This window comes from Moraxella sp. 179-F 1C4 NHS (genome assembly GCF_045370505.1).
GTDB lineage: Bacteria > Pseudomonadota > Gammaproteobacteria > Pseudomonadales > Moraxellaceae > Faucicola > Faucicola tetraodonis.
In genome coordinates this window covers 172,262-189,258 of sequence record NZ_JBIQEC010000002.1, presented here as the reverse complement: position 1 = coordinate 189,258, position 16,997 = coordinate 172,262, and the positions used below count along the sequence as shown (strand labels likewise).

General features: G+C 42.8%; 14 protein-coding genes. 8 read left to right on the top strand and 6 right to left on the bottom strand.

The window, feature by feature from the left end; all coding sequences use genetic code 11:
• Window positions 1-389: 389 nt before the first annotated feature.
• Window positions 390-1,175, bottom strand: coding sequence for a type I methionyl aminopeptidase (map, locus tag ACH0AB_RS01875; protein ID WP_188875264.1), 786 nt, complete (start codon window positions 1,173-1,175; stop codon window positions 390-392).
• Window positions 1,176-1,335: 160 nt separating this feature from the next.
• Between map and msrB the strand changes: the two genes are divergently transcribed.
• The 3 genes from msrB to tsf all read left to right on the top strand — a co-directional run bounded on the left by msrB (window position 1,336) and on the right by tsf (window position 3,958).
• Complete coding sequence (msrB, locus tag ACH0AB_RS01870; RefSeq protein WP_065253765.1) at window positions 1,336-1,806, top strand: peptide-methionine (R)-S-oxide reductase MsrB; 471 nt, start codon at window positions 1,336-1,338, stop codon at window positions 1,804-1,806.
• Between the two features lie 271 nt (window positions 1,807-2,077).
• A complete protein-coding gene (gene rpsB, locus ACH0AB_RS01865) occupies window positions 2,078-2,851 on the top strand; it encodes a 30S ribosomal protein S2 (RefSeq protein WP_100285168.1) in 774 nt (257 codons plus the stop codon).
• Window positions 2,852-3,079: 228 nt separating this feature from the next.
• The gene (gene tsf, locus ACH0AB_RS01860; protein ID WP_007115804.1) at window positions 3,080-3,958 is read left to right on the top strand and encodes a translation elongation factor Ts; all 879 of its coding nucleotides are present in this window, start codon (window positions 3,080-3,082) and stop codon (window positions 3,956-3,958) included.
• 148 nt (window positions 3,959-4,106) lie between these two features.
• Here tsf and ACH0AB_RS01855 read toward each other — a convergent pair whose 3' ends face one another.
• The 4 genes from ACH0AB_RS01855 to glyQ form a co-directional block, all read right to left on the bottom strand.
• On the bottom strand, window positions 4,107-5,393 hold the full coding sequence (locus tag ACH0AB_RS01855; RefSeq protein WP_282841752.1) for an O-acetylhomoserine aminocarboxypropyltransferase/cysteine synthase family protein: 1,287 nt from the start codon (window positions 5,391-5,393) through the stop codon (window positions 4,107-4,109).
• A gap of 650 nt (window positions 5,394-6,043) precedes the next feature.
• A complete protein-coding gene (glyS, locus tag ACH0AB_RS01850) occupies window positions 6,044-8,146 on the bottom strand; it encodes a glycine--tRNA ligase subunit beta (protein WP_406876936.1) in 2,103 nt (700 codons plus the stop codon).
• Window positions 8,147-8,268: 122 nt separating this feature from the next.
• Entirely contained in the window at window positions 8,269-9,138 is an 870-nt protein-coding gene (locus tag ACH0AB_RS01845) for a sulfite exporter TauE/SafE family protein (RefSeq protein ID WP_406876935.1), read from the bottom strand.
• Between the two features lie 242 nt (window positions 9,139-9,380).
• Window positions 9,381-10,346, bottom strand: coding sequence for a glycine--tRNA ligase subunit alpha (gene glyQ, locus ACH0AB_RS01840; protein WP_100270899.1), 966 nt, complete (start codon window positions 10,344-10,346; stop codon window positions 9,381-9,383).
• A 569-nt stretch (window positions 10,347-10,915) separates the two neighbouring features.
• On the opposite strand from glyQ, the gene aciT reads away from it, so the two are divergent.
• The 5 genes from aciT (at window position 10,916) to hemJ (ending at window position 16,059) form a co-directional block, all read left to right on the top strand.
• Window positions 10,916-11,362 carry an AciT family ciprofloxacin tolerance protein gene (aciT, locus tag ACH0AB_RS01835; RefSeq protein ID WP_406876934.1) on the top strand — a complete coding sequence of 149 codons (447 nt, stop codon included), beginning with the start codon at window positions 10,916-10,918 and terminating at the stop codon, window positions 11,360-11,362.
• A 337-nt stretch (window positions 11,363-11,699) separates the two neighbouring features.
• Window positions 11,700-13,103 (top strand): hypothetical protein, encoded by a 1,404-nt coding sequence (locus ACH0AB_RS01830; protein WP_406876933.1) that lies wholly within the window; start codon window positions 11,700-11,702, stop codon window positions 13,101-13,103.
• 112 nt (window positions 13,104-13,215) lie between these two features.
• Window positions 13,216-14,286, top strand: a complete 1,071-nt coding sequence (bioB, locus tag ACH0AB_RS01825; RefSeq protein ID WP_406876932.1) for a biotin synthase BioB — start codon at window positions 13,216-13,218, stop codon at window positions 14,284-14,286.
• Between the two features lie 72 nt (window positions 14,287-14,358).
• Window positions 14,359-15,510 (top strand): aminotransferase class I/II-fold pyridoxal phosphate-dependent enzyme, encoded by a 1,152-nt coding sequence (locus tag ACH0AB_RS01820; protein ID WP_406876931.1) that lies wholly within the window; start codon window positions 14,359-14,361, stop codon window positions 15,508-15,510.
• 105 nt (window positions 15,511-15,615) lie between these two features.
• Window positions 15,616-16,059, top strand: a complete 444-nt coding sequence (gene hemJ / locus ACH0AB_RS01815) for a protoporphyrinogen oxidase HemJ (protein ID WP_219331982.1) — start codon at window positions 15,616-15,618, stop codon at window positions 16,057-16,059.
• A 44-nt stretch (window positions 16,060-16,103) separates the two neighbouring features.
• Here hemJ and ACH0AB_RS01810 read toward each other — a convergent pair whose 3' ends face one another.
• On the bottom strand, window positions 16,104-16,814 hold the full coding sequence (locus ACH0AB_RS01810; RefSeq protein WP_406876930.1) for an exonuclease domain-containing protein: 711 nt from the start codon (window positions 16,812-16,814) through the stop codon (window positions 16,104-16,106).
• Window positions 16,815-16,997 lie beyond the last annotated feature (183 nt).

Below are 16,997 nucleotides of genomic sequence, written 5' to 3'. Positions count from 1 at the left end.
ATTTAATTTGTTGACTCAATTATTTATACTGTCTTTGCTCAAATAAACTTACGAGTATCTTCACTCTGACAATACAAATTAATTAAAGTCTTAATTTTATCGCCCTAAGTGAAAATCCACACAAGTTGTTCTTGTGTTTGTTGTTATTTAGTGTACCAAAGATATCGTCTATCATCTGGTGAGCTTGATATTGTAATACGTTTTGTTTTACGCTGTCAAGCTTTATTTAATTCTTGCTAAGCTTCGTAATTTGTTTTACTTGTTTGTAAACGCTTCGTCGCTCAGTGGTGGCGTATTATACGTGAATTGAATTGGGTGTCAACAGGAAAATATAAATAATTTTAAATTAATTACTAACTTTCTTTTATACTGATGATTTTATTCATATTTTAGCTGTTTAAAAAACTCAAATCTTCTTCTGGACGCTTGGTAAACACTTCACAGCCGTTTTCAGTAACCATTAGTGTGTGTTCCCATTGGGCGGACAATTTACGGTCTTTAGTGATTACCGTCCATTTATCGGGTAAGGTTTTGGTTTGCCATACACCTTGGTTAATCATTGGTTCAATGGTAAATGTCATGCCTGTCGTCAGTTGTAGACCGGTATTTTTTTTACCATAGTGCAGAATTTGTGGTTCATCATGGTACACGTCACTAATTCCATGCCCGCAATATTCTCTTACTACGCTAAAACGCTCGGGTTCCGCCACCGCTTGAATCGCTGCGCCAATATCGCCTACATAGGCGCCATTGCGAACGGCTTTCATCCCCGCATATAGTGCGTCTTGGGCAATTTTGCAGATACGCTGCGCCATGATTGAGCCTTCACCGATAATCCACATTTTTGAAGTATCACCATGATAACCATCTTTTATCACTGTGACATCGATATTGATGATATCACCCTCTTTTAGGATACGGCTGTCATCGGGAATACCATGACAAACCACATGGTTGATTGAAGTACAAAGCGTATGCTGGTAGCCATGATAACCGACATTGGCGGGAATGGCTTTTTGGACATCGACAATATAGTCGTGGGCAAGCTTGTCTAATGCCCCTGTCGTTACTCCTTCTTTGACATATTCATCTAACATCACTAAGACGTCGGCGGCTAATTTACCAGCGACGCGCATTTTTTCAACGGCTTCGGGGTTATTTAATAGTGTTTTCATACAATAATTATCTGATTTTGCAAAAATTTAAGAAGACGTATTATAGCCCTTTTCGCCTTTTTCACAAAACTACTATTTGTTTAAACAGTTGTTACTTGAATTTTGGATGAGTTGTAACTATTGTGATGTTCTACAATGACAACAAGGGTTAGGAACGTCTATGGCTAATTCAATTAATATCGATACACAGAAGTATGTAAGACCGTCTGAAGCTGAAATCAAGGCAAATTTGAATGATGAGCAATATTATGTGACACAGCAAAACGGCACTGAACGCCCTTTTAGCCATGAATATGATCACCAATTTGAACGTGGTATCTATGTGGATATTGTCAGCGGTGAGCCGCTTTTTAGCTCATCGGATAAGTATGACTCAGGTTGTGGTTGGCCCGCCTTTAGCAAACCGATTGATACAGCAGTAATCAATGAATTGTTTGATGACAGTCACGGTATGCGACGTACTGAAGTACGCAGCCGTGTTGCTGATTCGCATTTAGGCCATGTGTTTAATGACGGTCTTCCTGAGCTTGGCGGCATGCGCTATTGCATCAATGGCGCATCGCTACGTTTTATCCCTGTAAATGAGATGGAACAAGAAGGTTATGGTGACTTAATCGGATTGGTTGAATAATCGCCATCTGATTTTGCTAAAGCCTATAGCTTAACCATATAAAAATATGTTAAAATAGCAGTTTGTCATTTTATCTTAAAATGGCAAATTGCTTTTTTTATTTACTAACATGACACACACATTGCTATTTTCAAGCTGACAAGCTTGATAAGAGTTAAGCTGGGTGTTTGCAAATTTGATTAATTAAAATCCTGTAGATTTTGATGCGTGTTTGCAAATCGGCTTAATCGGTGATGTGGAGGCATAACCCAACTTTACTTAAGGAAATCTCATGGCGTCAGCTAATCCTACCCAAGTTTCAATGCGTGATCTTTTAGAAGCCGGTGCACACTTTGGTCACCAAACTCGTTTTTGGAATCCAAAAATGGGCAAATTTATTTTTGGTGCACGTAACAAAATCCACATCATCAACCTTGAGCATACAGTTAAAGCGATGAACGAAGCACTAAACTTCGTTAATCGTGAAGCAGCGCGTGGCAACAAAGTACTATTTGTTGGTACTAAACGTGCGGCAAGCAACGTCATCAGCGAACAAGCGGCTCGCGCTGGTATGCCTTATGTTGACCATCGCTGGTTAGGTGGTATGTTAACCAACTGGAAAACCATCCGTCAGTCAATTACGCGTTTGAAAGAATACGAAAAACAAGCTGAAGACGGTACGTTTGCTAAGTTAACCAAACGTGAAGCGTTAGAGCGTACTCGAGAAATGGAAAAACTTGAGCGTGCGTTAGGCGGTATCAAGAACATGAACGGTTTACCTGATGCAATTTTTGTGGTTGACGTTGACCATGAAGCGATTGCAATCAAAGAAGCAAAAAACTTAGGTATCCCTGTCATTGGTATCGTTGATACAAACTCAAACCCAGATGACGTAGATTATGTCATTCCTGCCAATGACGATGCGATTCGTGCGGTAACGCTATATGTATCAGCGGTTGCAGATGCAATTATCGCTGGTAAAGAATACGCTAAAACTCAAGGCGGCAAAGCAGCAAATCAAGAAGACGCAGTAACTGAAGCACCAGCAGAAGCTGCGGCAGAATAAGGGTTACCGCAGTATCATAGCAGCGTATTGCTTGGGTTGTTATGATACTGTCATCAAAATTTTATAAACTAACTTTGATAGGTAAATACAAAATTAGTTTCTAAAAATTCGACTTTGTAGCGTAATATTAAAGGGCAAAAATCACCAATTTTTGTCCTTTAATCTCCAACTGTTTAGACAATAAACAACCCAATTCTCATCTATAATGATAATCAATTGAGGTATCTCATGGCAGAAATTAGTGCAAAACTGGTAAAAGAATTACGTGACCGTACAGGTCTTGGTATGATGGAATGTAAAAAAGCCCTGCAAGAAGCAGACGGCGACATCGAAACCGCAATCGATAACCTGCGTAAATCAGGTCAAGCAAAAGCTGCTAAAAAAGCAGGTAACATTGCTGCTGATGGCGCTATCATTATCGCCCAAGAAGGTAACAAAGCCTTACTACTTGAAGTAAACTGTCAAACTGACTTCGTGGCAAAAGATGCTAACTTCACCGCATTTGCGAACAAAGTAGCTGAACTTGCACTTGCCAATAATACCACTGATGTAGCGGCTATCTCTGCGTTGCCGTATGGCGATGGTCAAACGGTTGAAGAAGCCCGTGTTGAGCTCGTACAAAAAATCGGTGAAAACATCCAAGTACGTCGTGCAGAAGTGATTGAAGGTGACAACCTTGCCTCTTACCGTCACGGTATTCGTATTGGTGTAGTGGTTTCTGTTGAAGGCGGCAATGCAGACACTGCAAAACACGTTGCCATGCAAGTTGCGGCATTCAACCCAATCGCCGTTGATGAAGCGAATGTACCTGCTGATACGCTAGCACGTGAAAAAGACATTATCGAAGCGAAAGCGAAAGAATCTGGCAAACCAGACGCCGTGATTGAAAAAATGATCACAGGTGGTCTACAAAAGTACTTGAACGAAGTGACTTTGTTAAACCAACCTTACGTTATCGACAACGAGAAAAAAGTTGGCGATATATTAAAATCTGAAGGTATGACGGTTAAAGCCTTCAAACGCTTAGAAGTGGGTGAAGGCATCGAGAAAAAACAAGAAAACTTCGCTGAGGAAGTGGCAGCAGCTCAAGCAGCAGCAGCTAAATAATAAGCGACAACCGCTAGGTTGTAGACTTATTAAAAATACCCCATTGATTTGGGGTATTTTTTTGTCTAATTTTTTTATTTTTTAAATTCAAAAAAGCGCGTTGAAGGCTCGCTTTTTTATGTCAAGCGCTTATTTATATGTAAGGCAATTAATTGGCTGCGGCTAACGCTTGCTCAAGGTCGGCTTTGATGTCGTCAATATGCTCAATACCAATGGATAGACGAATCATGTCTTCGCTAACGCCTGCTTTTTGCAACTCTTCAGCATTTAACTGGCGGTGCGTGGTAGTTGCAGGGTGACAAGCGAGTGACTTGGCATCACCAATATTGACCAAACGGGTAATTAATTGTAGCGCATCAATGAACTTCGCCCCTGCTTCACGACCGCCCTTTAACCCAAAGGTTAGAATCGCTGATGGCTTACCACCAAAGTATGTTTGCGCAAGCTTATGCTCTGGATGGTCGGTTAATCCTGCGTACTTGACCCAAGCCACTTGCGGATGATGGTTTAAAAATTCTGCCACGGCTTGGGCATTTTGGCAATGTCGCTCCATGCGCAAGGCTAACGTCTCTAGCCCAAGCATAATTTGCCAAGCGTTCATTGGGCTTAGTGCCGCACCGGTATTACGTAAGGGCGCAACGCGTGCGCGGGCAATAAACGCCGCAGCACCCATGGCTTCGACAAAATTGACACCATGATAGCTGGCATCTGGGGTATTTAAAATCGCGAAACGTTCTTTGTGAGCGCCCCAATCAAATTTACCACTATCGATAATCACCCCACCCACCGACGTGCCCGAACCGCTCACATATTTGGTCAATGAATGAATCACAATATCAGCCCCATGCTCAAATGGACGGCACAATGTTGGCGTGGCGACGGTATTATCAATTACCACAGGTACGCCTTTGCTATGAGCAAATTCGCTAATTTTTGCGATATCCAGCACGTTACCCAATGGATTGCCAATACTTTCGCCAAATACCAATTTAGTACGTTCATCAATCAAATCAACCAAGGTCTCAGGTTTGGTATAATCAAAGAAACGCACTTCGATACCTTGACGTGGCAACGCATGGGCAAATAAGTTGTAAGTACCGCCATATAAAGTTGATACTGAGACGATGTTATCGCCTGCCTCACATAGCGTTTGGATCGTATAAGTAATCGCCGCCATCCCGGATGCCACCGTCAATGCACCGATGCCGCCTTCTAACGCTGCCATACGCGCTTCAAGCACCGCATTGGTTGGGTTCATGATGCGGGTATAGATATTGCCGGCAACTTTCAGATCAAAAAGGTCAGCACCGTGTTGGGTGTTATCAAAGGCATACGAACTGGTGTGGTAGATAGGGACAGCGACAGCTTTGGTGGTCGGCTCTGGTTCATACCCTGCATGAATGGCGAGCGTTTCTGGGCGATGCGGTGGGCTCATACATATTCCTTTAATTTAGTTTAATTAGCAAAAAAATCTCTTTTGCATTGTAACGAGTTGCTAATCAGTTTTGCAAATTCACAATAGCGCATTATTGGAACATTAATGGCATGTTTTGGAATATAGATTTATAGTGACTTGGCCTCTAAAAGTGCGCCATATATCTATTGATAATTACCAACGATAGACAAACAAACACAGCACCACTAAGCTTTGCGAATAGGCTTTATAAAAGAACCCGCTACCTTTTGGTAACCACCATGGAATGAAACAAGCCATCATTATTACGGGCTTTCACGTAATTACTCTAGACGAAGATAAATTAAAAAAGATAAATAATAGAAAAACCCACCGTTAAATACACAATCTACCAAAAGCTTTGAACCTGGTTATATTGGTTATACCATCATAAACCCTAGAGAGCAATTCAGACGAAAATACCCTTAAAATAGTATCAAATACGCGTAAACTAGCCTGCCAATTTAGTGAAAACAAGCGTAAAAGTATCTTTAGCTTGAAAAAAAACCCATAATGACCGTTGTCAGTATGGGTTTAACCAATGATATTAAAGCAAGGGTATTAAAGCCATAGTATCGAAGCAATAGTATCGAAGCCATATGATTAAAGCGTTGACTCGTATCTAAATTAGCTTATAGCTGTAACTCACTGATATCTGCAACCGTTAAAAACAACCCACGCACTTTTTTTAGCAACGCCAACCGATTGGCTTTGAGGTTAGCATCTTCACTATTCACCATCACCTGCTCAAAGAAGTTATCCAATGGCTGCTGCAGCGTCGCTAGCGATTGTAAAATCTGGGTATAGTTGGCGTTGTCAGTGTGTTGGTGGGGCTCAATACTTTGCGCTGCAGTTTGCACCGCTTGATACAATGCTTTTTCCGCAGGTTCTTGTAAATAAGCCGTTTGTACTTGGGTTGCAATCTCACCCTCAGCCTTGGCTAAAATATTGGCAACGCGTTTATTGGCCTCGGCAAGTTGTTGGGCGGGTGGCAAATCACGGAAGGCTTGTACAGCTTTGATGCGATGGTCAAAATCCATTGGCACTTGCGGTTGTAGCGCCTGTACCGCCATAATTGTATCCACGCTCACGCCTTGGTCTTCATACATGGCACGGTAGCGAGAATTAATAAAATCCATCACTTGTTTGAAAGTTTTTGGTAAGTCGTCAATTTTGCCTACATAACCCAATAAAGCTTGCTCAAGCAATACCACCAGATTTAGTGGCAGTTGTTTCTCAATCAAGATACGCAGTACCCCAATCGCCGCGCGGCGCAGACTAAACGGGTCTTTTGAACCGGTCGGGGCTTGGTCAATGCCAAAAATACCGACCAGCGTATCCAAACGGTCTGCTAATGCCAGCGCTGTTCCAATGTTGGTCGCGGGTAGTTTATCGCCGCTAAATTTTGGCAGATATTGCTCTTCGATTGCCGCGGCTACCGCTTCTGGCTCTTGGTTTAAACGCGCATAGTAAGTCCCTGCCACGCCTTGCAATTCTGGAAACTCACCCACCAAGGTACTGGCAAGGTCTGCTTTTGACAGCAAGCCTGCCCGTGCCGTTTGTTCGACGTCTTCGCCAATTTGGGTAGCAATAAAGGCAGCTAGCTTGGCAATACGCTCAGATTTTTCCCAAATTGTCCCTAACTTATCTTGGAATACGCGGGTTTTAAGATTTTCAGTCAGTGCAAACAATGGCTGTTTTTGGTCTTGTAAAAAGAAAAACTCAGCATCGGCGAGGCGTGGACGTACCACTTTTTCGTTACCGGCAATCACTTGCGCTTTATCTTTACTGTCGATGTTACTGATAAAGATAAAATAAGGCTGTAATTTACCTTGGCTGTCAGTCAAACAAAAATATTTTTGATCCGCCTGCATGGTGCTAATCAAGGCCTCTTGCGGCACTTGTAAAAATCGTGGCTCAAAGCTTGCGCGTAGCGCTACTGGGTAATCGACCAGCGCGGTGACTTCATCAAGCAAATCTTGCGGTACGATAGCAGTCGCACCTACTTCATCGGCAAGCTGTTGGACTTGCGCTTTAATCTGTTGTTGGCGTTTGTCAAAATCAGCGATGACATGCGCCTCGGCAAGGTTTTGCTCATAGCTGTCTGCCGTGTCGATTTTCACCATATCTGGGTGATGAAAACGGTGACCTAGGCTGAAACGACCTTTTTCAAAGCCTTGCAATCCTGCTTCGCCAGACGTTAATCCTTGAATCGTTGCTGGCAGCACTTGGTCGTCTTTTAGTAGCACCAACCATTTGACAGGGCGAACAAACTCAGAACGCTCTGCGCCACTGCGCATACGTTTGGCAATCGGCAACTCATCTAAGGCTTTTTGAAAAATACTCGGCAGTAACTCAGCCACAGGCTGACCGATGACATTCATTTCATAGCCAATATAATCACCTTTATCACCTTTGATGGTAATCAAATCCTTGACGTCAATACCCAAACCTTGTGCAAACCCTTGCGCCGCTTTGGTTGGATTACCGTCTTTGTCATAGGCAGCTTTGACTGCAGGACCGCGTTTTTGTTCGATTTTATCGGGCTGTTTTTCACTAATTCCTTGAATCTGTAAGGCAAGGCGACGCGGGGCGGCAAAGCTTTTAATGGTATCAAAGCGAATGTTGGCATCTTTTAGCGATTGGGCGACATGGTTGTTAAGTGCATCGCGCAATGTTTTTAGATTTTTTGGGGGCAATTCTTCGGTGCCAAGTTCAAATAAAATAGTAGACATGCTAAAGCCTTGTTGATTCAAATAGGGTAAATATAGGCGATTATAGCAGAAATTTAAGCCATAAAAATGCCCCATCAGCGGGGTAAATCAAGAAAACCGTCAGCGCAAAACGAAAATTAAACTTATCGGCTGGAGGTTGCCGAAGTCGTTACAGCGGTTGTGGCGACTGGCGTATTGACTGCCGCTTTTGGTTTGGCTTTGGCAGGATTGACCACAAAGTTAATCCCTAACAACAACAGCGTCACCCCTAAAATCGGGCGCAATTTTTTCTCAGGCAGTTTACTGCTCAATAATGTGCCTACAATAATGGCAGGAATCGCGCCAATGAGTAAAAAGGTCAGCATGTGAAAATCCACACTGCCTGACAGCAAATGTCCGAGACCTGCGACCAAGGTTAATAGCACCGCATGTACCACATCCGAGCCGATGATACGAATGAGTGGCAATTGGGGAAAAATCAGCACCAGCGCCATGACGCCAAATGCCCCTGCCCCAACTGATGATAAGGTCACTACTACCCCGAGCAATATGCCCATCAGCACCAATTTATATTTAGGGATTTGGGAGGTGAGACTGTCAGTTTGGTCAGTTTTGCGGTATTTGTCAAAAAACGCTTCGATACGGTTGCGAAAAATCAGCGAAATCCCGGTAATAACCAACATCACGCCCAATATCAAGGTCATGATTAGTTTGATGGCGTTGATATTACCCAAGTAAGTAGCGACAAGATAATTGGTGACAACGGAGGCTGGAATACTACCAATCGCTAGCCATAGCACGATTGGCCAAACGACATTTGATTTTTTAAAATGCACCACACCACCAAAAAACTTGGAAATAGCGGCGTATAGCAAATCGGTGCCGACAGCAATATGCGGCTCTACTTTTAGCAGTAAAATCAGAATCGGCGTCATCAGTGACCCACCGCCCACGCCCGTCAAACCCACGCAAAATCCGACAAAAATACCCGCTAAAATAAAATAAAGTTCCACTCACCGCCCCTTGTTGCATGGCTTACTCGCTGCGGCTATTGTAGTAGAATAGCGCGTTGTTGCCCTGTGGCGATTTTTGATATAAATATGCGAGATTAGAATATTCTGATAATTTGATATTTTTTATTAGCGTTGACAACAAAATAATCAATAAAACAAGGCAAGAAAAAAGGCAATAGAAACTATCTATTGCCTTTTTTAATTTTACCGTTCAAAGAAAATTTTTCGTCGATGTGATGAAGCTATTGTGAATTATCCGCTTCTGTCATCTGTTGTTTTGAAATAGCTTCTTTTGGTAGATATTTTTCTAACGCATCGGCTTTATGTGCATCATCCGCCAATGGAAAGCCCAATTTGGCGCGCGTTTCTACATAGCTTTGTGCTACTTTACGCGCCAAGGTGCGCACACGCAAGATAAAGCGCTGACGCTCAGTGACTGAAATCGCCCCACGCGCATCCAACAAGTTAAAGGTATGTGACGCTTTGAGCACCATTTCATACGCAGGCAGCGGCAGATTAAGACCGACCAATTTGTCGGCTTGGCTTTCATAAAAATCAAACAACTCAAACATTTTTGCCACATCGGCATGTTCAAAGTTGTAGGTCGATTGCTCTACTTCGTTTTGGTGGAATACATCGCCATAGGTGACACGACCAAATTCGCCATCCGTCCATACCAAGTCATACACACTGTCCACGCCTTGGATATACATGGCAAGGCGCTCAAGACCGTACGTGATTTCTCCTGTCACAGGAAAACATTCAATACCACCGACTTGCTGGAAGTAAGTAAACTGAGTAACTTCCATACCATTGAGCCAAACTTCCCAACCAAGTCCCCATGCACCAAGCGTTGGTGATTCCCAGTTGTCTTCTACAAAGCGGACATCATGCGTTAGCGTATCGATGCCAATCGCTTTGAGTGACCCCAAGTACAATTCTTGAATATCAGGTGGATTGGGTTTGAGTACCACTTGGAACTGATAATAATGTTGTAACCGGTTTGGGTTGTCGCCATAGCGACCATCCGTGGGACGGCGTGATGGTTGTACATAAGCGGCATGCCAACGCTCTGGACCCAATGCTCGTAAGAAAGTGGCGGTATGAAACGTGCCTGCACCCATTTCCATATCGTAAGGCTGTAACACCACACAGCCTTTTTCTGCCCAATAATTTTGCAAAGTTAAAATCAATTGTTGAAACGTCATCATACGAGAATTACCACTATATAGTCGGTGATTAGGCAAACTGTATTTATCAAAATAGTTGTCCAGTTAATTTTGATAAAGCGTCAGTTTTTTTAATTAGTCACATTAAAAATTTAAATTTTTTGCGTCGCAAATCGCACTTAAAATAGGCGGTACAATTGCCGAACGATATTTTTACTTAAAACGCCCAAAATAGCAAACTTATCCAATTTTTTAGCTATATATAACCATGGTTATTGAGCAAATTAAGGGGTTGGCAAAACTACAAAGCATTAAAACAAGATACATTTCGCGACAAATCAGCTACCGCATTTTAGCACTTTTTTACTAGATTTACGAAAATTCCTGCTACCCTTTAACCAGTGATTTCGACGATTAATTGTTACCTTTTTTTTATGCGCTTTTAGCCTTTTGAATCGCTTTTTTTAAGATAAATCAGCCAAATTTGATACGTCATCCATTGTCGTTTTAGTTGGGTTTTGACTTTTAATTTTCATTTTTTACCGCCATAATACCCCGTACAAGCTTTTACTTAATTTATTTTAAGTAGTTGTTTTTAATAACTTTTCATGAGGTCAACCATGCTTATTTCGGCAAGTCTATTATTAGCTGCTACGTCGTTAACTTCTAACTGGTTGTTTTTAATCGTTCTAGTGACTGTCGGTATGCTAGCGATTGCGTTTACCCCTTATCGTTTTGTATTGGGCTATTTTATGTTGGGCATGGTGTACTGGATTTCGGTGGAAGGGCTGCATTGGGCAGTGGTCACGCTCTCATCGTTGACTGGTACGGATGCCTATGTGGCGGCAATTGGCTTATCGATGATTCCGATTGTGATAGCGTTAAATGGAAAACCTAAGTTTAACAAAGCCGCAAGTCAAGCTGCTACCAACCAAACCATGTTAAAAAGCAGTGTCCAAATGAGCGCCGGTCATCGTCCTGTGGTGTTAGAAAAAGATACCGATTTTCATCAAAACTTTGTTCGTCATGCTTCTGTGTTTGACTCAAAACAGTAATAACAACCTCGCCACCTTATCGCTATAGCAAGTTATTTAACCCATCATGTTGATGGGTTTTTTATCCGCTTTAGCTTGATAAAGGTAAAAGGTTCGCTATCTAACGGCGTTTAAATACACAAATCAAACGCTTTGATTACAAAAAATGATACTGATATGTTAAACATTACTGTAACTTGGCATCGATGACCTTATAATATACTGTATAACAAAGCTATTAAATCCTTTGTAATAGCGAATTATAATTTCTTTGAAATGAGTGACTTAAGTATGGTCATTTATTTAAAGACCTTGCGCATTGCAATATCTATAAAATCTATAATTTTGGAGGACACGTATGTTATCTCAATTAACCCAAATCAAATCAGATCCGCTTGACGTATTATTGTTTGCCGTTGGCTTGCGTCTAACCCAACTTGCCAAAATGGGCGATGACAAATTTAAAGGCTTATTAGAAAACCGTAATTTTACTATCCAACTCGGCAGCGATGCGGAACAAACGTCACGCTATTATGAGATTAATAACGGTACTTTTAGCCAACATGCAGGTCCAGCTAAAGAGCCAACGTTGACGATTACCTTTAAAGACTCAATGACCGGTGTGAAATTGCTCACTAAAGGTGAAGCGACGGCATTTATGACGGGCATCCAAAATGGCGATTTAAAAATGTCTGGTGATTATTCACTGCTGATGTGGTTTAACCAAGTTGCAAAATTTATTGTGCCAAAAGTACCTGAGCCACTTAAACCTGTGGTTGAACAAGCAAAACCATTAATTGAAAAAGCCACACCTTTTGCCAAAGAACTTTGCAGCAAAGCCCTAGCAATGATTGGGGGCGCGAGCGCAGGTAAAGCATCTGGTAGCAGCAAATACTTTAATGAATCAAACACCAAAGACGTCAATGCTGACAGCGACACACAAGCTACGAGCAAATTAGATACTCTTAAGGCGAAGGCGGCTGAGATCAAAGATGACGCGGTGGAAAAATTTGATGAGCTAAAAACCGAAGCCAAAGAAAAAATCGATGCCCTCAAAGAAGATGCGAGCGAAAAATTAGCGGATATTAAAGCCACCGCTAATGAAAAACTTGGCGAAACCAAAGAAAAATTGGATGAGGTTAAAGCGCAAACGGCTGATAAAATTGATGACGCTAAAGAAACTGCCACTCAAAAGCTTGATGAAGCAAAAGCAGCCAAAGATGATAAACTTGCCGATGCTAAAACCAAGCTTGAAGACGTCAAAGACCAAGCAGCTGAAAAATTAGCTGATGTTAAAAGCTTGGCCGGTGAAAAACTAGACGATGCTAAATCAAAGGTTGACGCGTTAAAAACCCAAGCCGATGATAAACTAGATGCGCTAAACGATGAAGCCAAAGAAAAAGTCAGCGAGGAAAAAGATAAAGTCGAACAAGTTAAGCAAAAGCTTACCGACGAAACAGCCAGTGATTCTGATGCATCCGATAATAAAGCCATCGAAGAGAAGTATGAAGCGGCTAAAGATACTAATAACGCTCAAGATAGTACGGCAGATGATGATAGTATCCGTCCTGACAACGTGTTTGCCAAATCAGCGGATAATGACAACTTAACGCCTGCGCTGCGTAAATCTGCTGAGATTGAGGCAAAGCATGCGTCTGATGAGGTCATTGCCGACAATGTCAAAACTAGCGCAGTCACTGATGATAAATCTCCCATCACCAATATTTCAATCACTCGTGGTGACAGTGCAAAAGACAAATAAGCCATTGTTATTAAATGATAAAAAACAATCACTTTAGGTGGTTGTTTTTTTTTGGTATGATGAGACACCTTTTATCATTTTTAGCTTTGTTTTAATTAGGATTATAGCTGTCATGGCAGACTTATTAGCAATTCAAGAACCAACACAACCAATTGGCACCACACTGACCCCCCAAAGCCGCCCAACTCGCGAGCAAATCCAAGCTTGGTTTGAATTACCTTTGATGGATTTACTGTTGCTCGCGCAAAACAAACTTCGCGAACACTTTCCACCCAATGCGGTACAAGTCAGTACCCTGCTATCAATAAAAACAGGCAATTGTCCTGAAGATTGCGGCTATTGCTCACAGTCAGGACATCATAGCACCGACTTACAACCTGAAAAGAAAATCGAAGTACAAAAAGCGATTATCGAGGCCAAAAAAGCCAAAGCCGCTGGCTCTAGCCGTTTTTGTATGGGTGCTGCATGGAAACATCCAAACGATAGAGATATGCCGTATGTGGTTGAGCTCATTAAAGAAGTCAAAGCATTGGGGTTAGAAACCTGTATGACGCTTGGCATGTTATCGGGTAACCAAGCGCAAGTACTTGCTGAAGCGGGACTCGATTACTACAACCATAACCTTGATACCTCACGCGAGTACTATGACCATATCGTTTCCACCCGTAGTTATGATGACCGTCTAACTACCCTTGACCATGTGCGCCAAGCAGGCATTAATATTTGCTCAGGTGGTATCATCGGTATGGGTGAAAGTCGTGATGACCGCATCAATCTACTCACAGAACTGGCTAATCTGCCAACCCCCCCTGAATCAGTCCCAATCAATATGCTAGTACCCATTGAAGGCACGCCGATTGCAGATCAGCTGCAAGGCACGCGCTTGCCTGTGCTTGAGTGGATTCGCACCATTGCTGTCACGCGCCTTGCTTGCCCAACTAGCTATGTGCGTATTGCCGCAGGTCGTGAAGGCTTAACCGATGCCGAGCAAGCCATGTTGTTTATGGCAGGTGCCAATTCTTTCTTTTATGGGAATCGTTTATTGACCACCGATAATGCTACCACCAATCATGATGATCAGTTGATTGCCGATTTAGGGTTGACGGTTGAAAAAGCCGAGCCTAGACAAATCCCGGTGACCAATGCGATGAATGGTCGCATCGGGAGTTTGGCTGTCGTTTGATATGCCAAGAGACCGCCGAAGTGGCGGTTTTTTCTTAGATGTTTTAACGATGCTTTAACAGAGTCCAAAAGTATGTTAGCCAATTTTGCCCTTCAATCGGCCCTTGATGAACAGTGCCAAAAAGACCTGTATCGTCAACTGACGCCCATTCGTCATGGCGTGACGCCCACCATTGACATAGGTGGCAAAACTTACGTCAACTTTGCCAGCAATGATTACTTGGGACTTGCCACCGACCCGCAACTCATACAAGCGTTTAGCCAAGCTGCAAAAACTATTCAGCAAGTCGGTAGTGGCGCGTCGCACCTGATTACGGGGCATACGCTTTGGCATGAACAATTGGATACCACCCTTGCCCAAGTGACAGGCTATGAACGGGCATTAACTTTTAGCACAGGGTATATGGCAAATGTCGGTGTGATTCAAGCGTTGTGTGGTAAAGACAGCGTGATTTTTAGCGATAAGCTCAACCATGCCTCCATTGTCGATGGGGCAATCCTTAGCCGTGCCAAAATCATGCGTTTTGTGCATCGCAATTATAGCCAATTAGAGCAGCTGCTTTCGCAAAGTAGCGCTAAGCAAAAACTGATTGTCACCGATCATATTTTTAGTATGGATGGTACCATTGCCGATTTGGATGCACTGCATGCGTTAGCAGTTCGTTATGAATGCGCCTTGATGGTCGATGATGCGCACGGTTTTGGTTTGCCCTATCAGGCTTATAAAAAAGCCCAACCGCAAGCGGATATCTATATCGGCACCTTTGGTAAAGCGATAGGTACCAGTGGCGCATTTGTCGCAGGTTCGAGTGAGTTGATTGACTATGTGACCAATTTTGCCCGTTCATTTATTTATACCACGGCGATGCCCCCTGTGCTTGCCAGCGTGACTGAAACTAGCATTGCCATGTCGCACACCGATACTTTGCGCAGCGATCAATTACTTGCCAATATCAAACAGCTCAGTCAAGGGCTAGTGCAGCAAAATTGGCAAGTAGGTATTGATAATCAAATACCGACCACAGCCATTATTCCTGTGGTCATTGGCAATAATGACAGAACCCTGCAGCTTGCCAATGCGTTAAAATCTCGCGGTTTTTGGGTCTCGGCAATCCGCCCACCTACGGTGCCGGTAGGCACAGCACGGCTACGCTTTTGCGTAAGCGCTCGTCATAGTGAACAACAAATCTCGGATTTACTTGCTGTCATGCAGACTTTAAAATAACGGCTATTTGCAGACTTTTTTAGGGCAAGTTTATTTAGAGTAAGCTGATTTAGAATAAGCTATTTTGGGCAAGCTTATTTAGTTGCATCATCATCGGGGTAAGCAATGACAGAATATTTTTTATGGTTTAAAGCCTGGCATGTGATTTCATTGGTGTGTTGGTTTGCCGCGATTTTTTATCTACCACGCTTGTTTGTGTATCATGCCATGAGTACCGATAAAATCAGTCAAGATCGATTTGCGTTGATGGAGCGTAAACTGTATCGCGGCATCATGACACCTGCGATGATTGCCACTTGGATTTTTGGCTTGTGTATGCTGCTACCTAATTGGGACAGTTATAAAACCCAAGTTTGGCTACATATCAAGCTAGCCTACGTCATTGCGTTGACGGTATATCATGTAGCTTGTGGTCGATTTCGCTTAAAACTGATTGACAACCCTAACTATAAAACCCATGTTTTTTGGCGGTGGTTTAATGAGGTGCCTGTATTTATTTTAGTCGCGGTGGTGATTTTAGTGATTGTTAAACCGCAATTTGGCGCGTAATCATTTTGGCACTTCAGGGCTTCAATCATAGCGCAAGGACTCAATCATAGAAGGTTGCCATGATTGCCTGCGCTATTTTCGGTGAGTGCAAGGTGTAAATACGGGTCAAGGTCAGCTTGTTTGAGCAGCCAATCGACATAATCAGCCGGCAAGTCTTTAATGGCAACCCCTTTATGTTTGCCAAAGCGCATTACCGTGGGTTTTCGGGCATGTTCACTGGCTTGATACAGCTGTGCCATATCGGTGATGCGATGCTGATAGCAGATAGCTTTTAATACCAAAAAAGTAAACCAAATATCGTATTTGGCACCATGCGCGAATTTGATATTTTTTTTGGCAACTTGTGGCTCAAAAAAACACAGTAGCGCCCCCAAACTATGGCTATCTAACTGCGGGAAAAAATGCCGCGCCAGTGCCAAAGTGCAAATACGCTTAATGTTTGATAAATCACATTCGGCATTGGTCAGTACGTCAGCATCAAAGTCGATATTGTGCCCAATCAGATACTCGCAGTCTTTTGGTAACTGAAAATCAGTATGCGGCGGCTTGTCTGCCACATCGTCGTCAAAAATCCCTGTGATGGCTTGGCTGCCCAAAGTAATTTTTTTGTGTGGGTTAAAGCGCTGCTCAAAGGCGTTGTGGGTGTGCAGTATCAGCTCGCCTGCTGGACTAAACACCACGCCAATGTAGGCGATTTCGGTCGCATGTGGCTCAACCAATCCATGCGCTTCTGTATCTAAAATATAACTACTCATAACCTTAAAACTTACTAAATCGCTCAATTCACCAGTTGTAGACCATCATCATACACGATTTGGCGATAGCTTCGTTAGGTTTTAAGTATCTTAGGTTTTGAATATCTTGGGTGCACCAACCGCTGTGTAAAATTTTTGCTTGGTCTTTGCTGCTTCGCTAACCCTGTTGAATTAGCCAACTTA

Excerpts from the sequence above, each read along its gene's own strand:
- tsf (WP_007115804.1), top strand. The coding sequence starts at position 3,080 with ATGGCAGAAATTAGTGCAAAACTGGTAAAAGAATTACGTGACCGTACA.
- ACH0AB_RS01855 (WP_282841752.1), bottom strand. The coding sequence starts at position 5,393 with ATGAGCCCACCGCATCGCCCAGAAACGCTCGCCATTCATGCAGGGTAT.
- msrB (WP_065253765.1), top strand. The coding sequence starts at position 1,336 with ATGGCTAATTCAATTAATATCGATACACAGAAGTATGTAAGACCGTCT.
- hemJ (WP_219331982.1), top strand. The coding sequence starts at position 15,616 with ATGACAGAATATTTTTTATGGTTTAAAGCCTGGCATGTGATTTCATTG.
- ACH0AB_RS01810 (WP_406876930.1), bottom strand. The coding sequence starts at position 16,814 with ATGAGTAGTTATATTTTAGATACAGAAGCGCATGGATTGGTTGAGCCA.
- bioB (WP_406876932.1), top strand. The coding sequence starts at position 13,216 with ATGGCAGACTTATTAGCAATTCAAGAACCAACACAACCAATTGGCACC.
- glyS (WP_406876936.1), bottom strand. The coding sequence starts at position 8,146 with ATGTCTACTATTTTATTTGAACTTGGCACCGAAGAATTGCCCCCAAAA.
- aciT (WP_406876934.1), top strand. The coding sequence starts at position 10,916 with ATGAGGTCAACCATGCTTATTTCGGCAAGTCTATTATTAGCTGCTACG.
- rpsB (WP_100285168.1), top strand. The coding sequence starts at position 2,078 with ATGGCGTCAGCTAATCCTACCCAAGTTTCAATGCGTGATCTTTTAGAA.
- map (WP_188875264.1), bottom strand. The coding sequence starts at position 1,175 with ATGAAAACACTATTAAATAACCCCGAAGCCGTTGAAAAAATGCGCGTC.
- ACH0AB_RS01830 (WP_406876933.1), top strand. The coding sequence starts at position 11,700 with ATGTTATCTCAATTAACCCAAATCAAATCAGATCCGCTTGACGTATTA.
- ACH0AB_RS01820 (WP_406876931.1), top strand. The coding sequence starts at position 14,359 with ATGTTAGCCAATTTTGCCCTTCAATCGGCCCTTGATGAACAGTGCCAA.
- glyQ (WP_100270899.1), bottom strand. The coding sequence starts at position 10,346 with ATGACGTTTCAACAATTGATTTTAACTTTGCAAAATTATTGGGCAGAA.